We start from the raw sequence: 6042 nt of genomic DNA on the forward strand, positions 1-6042 counted from the left end.
AGGGCCCTTCCGGTGCCGCAGCCCGCGTCGAGCACGGCGTCGCCGGGGCGCAGCCCCATGTCCGCGACGGCGGCGGCATAGGCGGGCCCGTCGTCCGGGAACCGAGCGTCCCAGCCGGCGGCCCGGGCGCCGAAGAACTCCTGGACGTGTGTGTGGTCATCGGTCATGAGGAGATGATGCCCCTCCCGGTGGTGCCGGGTGGGTGGGATACGGGTGCGGGCTCCGCGGCCGCCCGTATCCCTCGCCCGTGTCCCTCTGTCGCCCGCCATCGAATACCATGAGTAACAGCAAATGGGGGCATATCGGTCCATCGAGTACATCCTGATCGGCCGACCGGGGCGGGATGCCTCCGGAAACGGAGGAGGACCAGAGATGGCTACGAGCCATACCGTGCGCGCTCCCCGGACCCGCTTCGTGCTGGACGAACATCTGCCGGTCGACCACAGACTGAGCCGCGTCTACCGGTTCGGGGCCGGTCTGATGGGCCTCGCTCTGGTGGTCTTCGGGGTACTCGGCGTGATCGACAAGATCGGGTTCTTCAGCACCGGCGGAGACATGGTCGCCGGACTGAACACCAACGGCGCGCTGAGCGTCCTGTCGATCGTGATCGGCATGATCCTGCTCGCGGGCTCTGTCATCGGCGGGAACATCGCGTCGACGCTCAACATGGTCATCGGCGTGGCCTTCATCATCAGCGGCTTCGTCAACCTCGCCCTGATCGGCACCAGCTCCAACTTCCTGGCATTTCACATGCAGAACGTTCTGTTCAGCTTTGTGGTCGGACTCCTGCTGATGACCTTCGGGATGTACGGCAGAGTGTCCGGCGGTCTGCCGCACGACAACCCGTACTGGCGCGCACGGCAGGAGAGGCGGGAGCGGCGCGCACGGCAGGCCGCCGCCCGCTGACCAGCCCGCGAGCCACACGTGACACGCCTGCCGTGGTGCGCATGCCTGCCCGTGGGTTCACACGCCTGCCCGTGGGTGCGCGTGTCAGCCGCCGGTGGCGCCGAGGCCGGCCAGCTGCCTGGCCAGCGTCTCCGTCGACTGGAACGTCGCGCCCAGCAGCGCGACATGCTTCCAGTGGAGCGTCCCGTCGGGGGCGATGAGGAACACGGCGCGGCGCAGGCCGATCCCCGGGGCCGCGATGCCCAGGGCGCGTGCCACGGACCGGTCGGTGTCGGCGAGCAGCGGCATACGGAGGCCGTACTTCCTGGCGAACTCCTCATGGCTGTCCACGCTCTGCGGACTGATCGCCCAGACCTCGGCGCCGCAGTCGGTGAACGTCTCCAGGCCGCTGGAGTACGAACAGAGCTGCTTGGTGCAGACGCTGGTGTCGTCGCCGGGGTAGAACGCGAGGACCAGCGGATGCCCGCGCTGCTCGCTCAGTACGAAATCCCGTCGCTCGAAGACGTCGTTGCTCAGGACTCCGCCGGGGAGCGAGAAGTCCGCAACGGCTTGGCCGGGCGTGGGTGTTGATGCCATCAGTTCACTCCAGGAGAAGTACGGGTACCGCCGAGTATGCCGACCCGGCCGGGGCTGGGACGCCGCGGGTGCAGGTGCCGGGAGGCGGCGAGGGCCGGTGCCCGGGGCGCCGCGAGGTGTGTCACTCCGCCGTGACGACGACCGAGTGCCAGCCACTCGCACCGTTCGGAATCGTGTCGGTCCGTTTCGACGTCTGTGTCGCGCCGGTGCGGTCGGTCGCCCGGACGGTCAGGGTGTGGCTGCCCGACGCGGTGGGCTTCCAGGGGAAGGACCACTGGCGCCAGGTGTCGGTGGTGGCCTGTGACGCGAGGTGGGCGCTGTTCCACGGCCCGTCGTCGATACGGACCTCGACCCGCTCGACACCGCGGTGCTGGGCCCACGCCACCCCGGCGATCATCACGGTGTTCCCGGTCTTCGGGCGGGCGAAGGGCTTGGGTGTATCGATGCGCGACTCGGTCTTGATGGGGCCGAGCCTGGACCAGTCCCGCTTCACCCAGTACGGGTCGTAGTCGTCGAACGTGGTGAGTTCGATGTCCTGGATCCACTTGCAGGCCGACACGTATCCGTACAGCCCCGGGACGAGCATCCGCACCGGGAAACCGTGCTCGAACGGCAGCGGCCGGCCGTTCATGCCGACCACGAGCATCGCGTCACGGCCGTCCATGACGTCCTCGACGGGGCTCCCGATCGTCATGCCGTCCACCGAGCGCGCCACCAGCTGATCGGCGGGTCCGCCCTTGGACGGCGGCTTCACACCGGCCTCAGCGAGCAGATCGGCCAGGCGTACGCCGATCCAGCGGGCGGTGCCGACGTACGGTCCGCCGACCTCGTTCGACACACAGGTCAGCGTGATGGTGCGCTCGATCAGATCCCGGTGCAGCAGGTTCTTGAAGTCCACGGTGAGGGGGCGGGTGACGCCCTTGCCGTGGATGCTCAGCTTCCAGCTGTTGGCATCGACCTTGGGGACGACGAGGGCGGTGTCCACCCGGTAGAAGTCCGCGTTGGGGGTGACGAACGGGCTCGCGCCGGGGACCCGCAGCTGGGCGCCCTTGGGAATGGGGGCGGCGGGGGAGGCGGGCCTGGGCAGCGTGACGCTGTTGCGGGATGCCACGGCGTTGCCCCCGCTGGCGTTGTTGAGCGATCTGCCCAGCGCTCCTGCGCCCGTGGACACAGCGGCGGCGGCGGTCGCGGCGATGACGAAACCGCGCCTGTCCCAGCCTCGCTCACCCTCGGGACCGGTCATCTCGTGGACGGCCCCGGCGGGACTCGGGTGTGCGGTCTCGGGCTCGTCGGGCTCCGTGTTCTTGGTGTTGTGGGCGGGCTCGTCGGTCTCGTCGGGCTCGGTGGTGGGGCCTGTTCCGGCTGCGCCGATGGTCCGGCCGGTATGGGCAGTCCCGGTGACCGGAGCCGCCGGGGCGAGACGCCCGACCAGCCAGTACAGCAGGCATGCCGCGACGACGGCGCCGACGATGGACGGCAGGGCATCGGGGAAACCGGTGGTGTCGGGGCGGCTGGTCGCCGCCACGCTGCCGATGACGCCGAAGACCAGGACCCCGGCCGCGCCGATCCGCCGATGGCGCAGTGCCAGCGCCCCGAGAACGGCGGCGAGGAGGGTGAGGACGGCGAGGATGCCGAGCTGGAGGACCAGCTTGTCGTTGGTGCCGAAGTGGCGGATCGCCCAGTCCTTGAGCGCCGGGGGAGTGCGGTCGATGGCCGCGGAACCCACTGCCACGACCGGCCCCGACTCGGGGCGGACGGCAGCCGAGACCAGTTCGGCGACCGCCAGAGCCGCATAACCTGAGAGCAGCCCGCACAGCGCCGCCAGCGGCATGCGGATCCATTTGCTGGGATTTTTGGTCACGGTCTGTTCTTCGGAACCGACCGGCCGCCGGATTGGTCAGGGCGATGGCCGAGCGATCGCTGCGGCATTCGGCTGACCTGCGGCACCCGGGACCAATCCCGGGCCCTCCCACCACCGAATGAACGGTGAATGGCTGCCGGCTCCCCGCCGGTCCGGAGACCGGGAGGGTGCGGTGCCAGTGGATGACGCGCATACGGCGATCGGTGCTTATGCGCTGCACGCACTCGCCGACGACGAACGGGCGATGTTCCTGGCGCACTGCGCGGAGTGCCCGGCGTGCTCACAGGAGTCGGACGAACTGGCCGCGACCGCGGCGCGGCTCGGCAGCGCGCTGCGGACCGGTGTGCCCGCCGGGCTGAAGGAGCGAGTACTGAACGATATTGCAGGTGTACGGCAGGAGGCGCCCGGACGGTTCACGGCGGGTCTGGCACGCTGGCGTGCGCGGGCGCGCAGGCCGGGCGCCTGCTAATCCGCCACGTCGGCCTGTGCGAGGACCTTCTCGATCCGCACCCGCACGAGCATTTCGCCCGGTACGCCGTTGCGCTCGGCGAATTCAGCCGCGCGCCCCTCGCCCATGTAACGGGCGCCGATCCGGCCGGCCCAGTGCCCAACCTCGGCCAGGTCCTCGCTCAGCGTCGCGTGCCCCTGGAGCACGACGAACGCGAACGGCGGGCGGTCGTCGTCCACGCACAGGGCCACGCGTCCGTCACGGGCCAGATTCCGGCCTTTGACGGTGGTCCTGCCCGTGTTGAACACCAGGTCCTGGCCGTCCAGGACGAACCAGATCGGGGCGATGTGCGGGCTCCCGTCGGCGCGTACGGTCGAGAGCTTGCCGGTACGAGTGGAGTGCGAGACGAATGCCCGCCACTGTTCTTCGGTCATCTGCTGGGCCATGCCCACATCATCAGCCGTGCACGGCCACGTCGCGATCCGAAACCCGGCCGGAACCGAGTCGGAAGTCGGACCCGGGCCGAGGTCGCACCGGAACCGAGTCGGAAGTCGAACCCGAGCCGGGGTCGCACCCGGACCCGAGCCGAGGTCGCACCCGAACCCGAGTCGAGGTCGCACCCGAACCCGAGTCGAGGTCGCACCCGAACCCGAGCCGAACCTGAGCCGAATCCGAACCGAACCGGTCCGGAACGCGTCTCCTTGCCCGGAGCGCGGCTGTGGTGAAGGCTGGCCGCAGTTCGAGGGACCGGGGAACGGAATCAAGGGGGAGGGCCGGGACATGGCGCTGAGCAAGGGACTCGACTGGCTGCTGGACGACCTGACGGACCGGGTGGAGCACGTTCGGTACGCGATGGTGCTGTCCAACGACGGGCTGGTCACCGGGGTGAGCAAGGAACTGGTGCGGGAGGACGCGGAGCATCTGGCCGCGGTCGCCTCAGGTCTGCACAGCCTCGCCAAAGGGTCGGGACGGCACTTCCGCGCGGGCGGCGTCCGTCAGACGATGGTCGAGTTCGACGAGGGAATCCTCTTCGTCACCGCGGCGGGGGAGGGCAGCTGTCTCGCCGTACTGGGCACGGCCGAGGCGGACATGGGGCAGATAGCGTACGAGATGACCCTGCTCGTCAACCGGGTCGGTGAACACCTGGCGGTCGCCGCCAGGCAGCCCGACGACCCCACGTCCGCGACGTGGTGACACCCCGTCCATGACCCGGTGGCACCCGTCTTCGACTGCCTGATGGCACCTCGCTGACCTGCGCAGTCCGTCCGGCGCACGGAGTTATCCACAGGGCGGTCCGGTGCTGGGCCCCTCCCGGCTACTCTGATTACAGAGAGTATTCGTTCGTCACGGGGGAGGATGTCATGGCTGTTACCGAAGCAGATCGCGGACGCGAGACGGCCGCGGTGGGAGGCGCCGGGAGGTCGCTGACTTTCGGCCAGGCCGCTCAGGAACTTGACCTGAAGCGGGGGGAGTTCGAGCTGGCCGTGCAGCTCGGCCTGGTCGGGGTCACGGCGGATGCGGTCGGCGCTCGGCGGCGGATCGCCAGGGAGGAGGTCGACCGGCTGAGGGCCGTGGAGGGGTTTCCGGACATCTTGCGGGGGCGGGTGAGGGCGGTGGGGACGGCCGCGGCAGCCGAACTCATCGGCATCAGCCGGGCCCGGTTCACCAGGCTGGCGCGGGCCGGCTGCTTCACGCCCGTGTCGTTCCATCTGAACCGCTATCGCGCCGTGGTCTGGATGTATCTCGCCGCGGATGTCGAGAAGTTCGCGGAGGACCAGCCCGCGCTGCTCACGGGTCGTACCCCGGAACCGCTGCGCGGCAGGCTGGGTGCGGGGGAGGACTGGCGTGCGCGGAACTGGCGGGGGCGCAGGCAGGCGCTGTTGCTGCGGCGGGCGGACGGGGCCTGGGCCCGCGCCGCCGTGCTGGCCGGCGCACTCGATCCGGTGCAGCTCGCGGAGGTGGTGGACGATCCGTACGAGCGCGCGTATCTGAACAGGCTCCGGCCGGACCCGGTGGCTGTGCGCCCGGACTCCCCGGCTGCGCGGGAGGTGGCGGAGCGGCTGCTGGCGCCGGACGATCCCGACGAGATCCTCTGGTGCAGGACGAGTCTGATTCTGGCGCTGGAGGAAGCCCGCGCGAGCCGGGAGGCCCCGCGGCCCGGCGATGACGTCCGCCCGGTTGCTGCGGGGGCTCGGCCGGTGGCTGGGCCGGCGAGTGGTGCGCCGACCGGGGCGGCCAGGCCGGAAGGGGG

7 protein-coding genes and 1 pseudogene are annotated in these 6042 nt (G+C 70.3%); 4 read left to right on the forward strand and 4 right to left on the reverse strand.

Annotated elements, in window-relative coordinates; all coding sequences use genetic code 11:
• Window positions 1-167 (reverse strand): annotated as a pseudogene (locus G3I19_RS37860) (SAM-dependent methyltransferase); the annotation flags it as partial.
• A gap of 205 nt (window positions 168-372) precedes the next feature.
• Between G3I19_RS37860 and G3I19_RS33680 the strand changes: the two are divergent.
• Complete coding sequence (locus G3I19_RS33680) at window positions 373-906, forward strand: DUF4383 domain-containing protein (protein WP_164267507.1); 534 nt, start codon at window positions 373-375, stop codon at window positions 904-906.
• An 84-nt stretch (window positions 907-990) separates the two neighbouring features.
• Here G3I19_RS33680 and G3I19_RS33685 read toward each other — a convergent pair whose 3' ends face one another.
• Both G3I19_RS33685 and G3I19_RS33690 read right to left on the reverse strand, forming a co-directional pair.
• Window positions 991-1482 carry a peroxiredoxin gene (locus G3I19_RS33685; protein WP_164267508.1) on the reverse strand — a complete coding sequence of 164 codons (492 nt, stop codon included), beginning with the start codon at window positions 1480-1482 and terminating at the stop codon, window positions 991-993.
• 121 nt (window positions 1483-1603) lie between these two features.
• Window positions 1604-3313 (reverse strand): molybdopterin-dependent oxidoreductase, encoded by a 1710-nt coding sequence (locus tag G3I19_RS33690; RefSeq protein WP_164267513.1) that lies wholly within the window; start codon window positions 3311-3313, stop codon window positions 1604-1606.
• 208 nt (window positions 3314-3521) lie between these two features.
• Between G3I19_RS33690 and G3I19_RS33695 the strand changes: the two genes are divergently transcribed.
• On the forward strand, window positions 3522-3812 hold the full coding sequence (locus tag G3I19_RS33695) for a zf-HC2 domain-containing protein (protein WP_343235289.1): 291 nt from the start codon (window positions 3522-3524) through the stop codon (window positions 3810-3812).
• Here G3I19_RS33695 and G3I19_RS33700 read toward each other — a convergent pair.
• A complete protein-coding gene (locus G3I19_RS33700) occupies window positions 3809-4237 on the reverse strand; it encodes a PPOX class F420-dependent oxidoreductase (protein ID WP_164267510.1) in 429 nt (142 codons plus the stop codon). The two genes, G3I19_RS33695 and G3I19_RS33700, sit on opposite strands and share 4 nt — an antisense overlap.
• A gap of 334 nt (window positions 4238-4571) precedes the next feature.
• Here G3I19_RS33700 and G3I19_RS33705 point away from each other — a divergent pair, with 334 nt between their 5' ends.
• Together G3I19_RS33705 and G3I19_RS33710 are read left to right on the forward strand one after the other, a co-directional pair.
• Window positions 4572-4985 carry a roadblock/LC7 domain-containing protein gene (locus G3I19_RS33705; RefSeq protein ID WP_164267511.1) on the forward strand — a complete coding sequence of 138 codons (414 nt, stop codon included), beginning with the start codon at window positions 4572-4574 and terminating at the stop codon, window positions 4983-4985.
• 167 nt (window positions 4986-5152) lie between these two features.
• Window positions 5153-6042 (forward strand): DUF6397 family protein (locus G3I19_RS33710; RefSeq protein ID WP_164267512.1); only part of this gene is annotated, 890 nt, incomplete at its 3' end.

This window comes from Streptomyces sp. SID10853, from assembly GCF_010548145.1.
Taxonomy (GTDB): Bacteria; Actinomycetota; Actinomycetes; order Streptomycetales; family Streptomycetaceae; genus Streptomyces.